Here is a 753-nt window from a genome sequence, read left to right on the forward strand (position 1 = left end):
ATCCCAAATACGAATTCAACTATGGCGTAAAGGACGCCCACACTGGTGACCAGAAATCCCAAAGTGAAGTACGTGATGGAGACGTTGTAAAGGGAGAATATTCGCTTGTAGAACCCGACGGTACCATCCGTAAAGTCGAATATACCGCTGACGATCACAACGGTTTCAACGCCGTTGTAAGCAGGCAGGGTCACGCAGTCCACCCATCGGCACCCAAGATCATCGCAGCCCCAGCTATCCAAAAGTACGTCGCTGCTGCACCCATTGCGGCCCATTACGCTGCCCCATCTTTTGCCCATGGGTACGCGGCTCCATCTTTTGATCACGGCGGTTATGGGCATGATCTGGGATTAGGACTGTTCAAAGGCTAAGACGGATTGGGTGACCTTCACCCTCTCTTACCATTTGCCTTATGAGGTACGTAGTAATACATAGTTGCCATGGATTAAAGCTTAACCGTGTTGTGATATTCCGCCAGTTGGTAAATGCCAGGTTGACTTTGATCACACAGTGGCAATGAATGTATTATTACTTGACCGATGACATAGTTCAAATGTACGGCGGCAAACTTACTGCAAACTTGTGCATTTATTGTTTTTCCTATTTATTCTTTTATTTTTTGCTTTGGGTTTGCCGCTTGTGCCGACCGCAATGCCAAAATGTCTATGACGAATTTCCAAGAGTGATGGTTCTGTTCTATTATTTTTATTATTGTTTCTTCTAAGGCTTACGTACATATTATGTAATTATTTT

1 protein-coding gene is annotated in these 753 nt (G+C 44.6%); it reads left to right on the forward strand.

Translation table 11 applies throughout. The annotated features are described in order from the left end of the window. Window positions 1-371 (forward strand): chitin-binding domain-containing protein (locus EK369_RS22900; protein WP_164727086.1); only part of this gene is annotated, 371 nt, incomplete at its 5' end. Window positions 372-753: the final 382 nt, after the last annotated feature.

This window comes from Shimia sediminis, from assembly GCF_003990645.1.
GTDB classification, from domain to species: Bacteria; Pseudomonadota; Alphaproteobacteria; order Rhodobacterales; family Rhodobacteraceae; genus Shimia; species Shimia sediminis.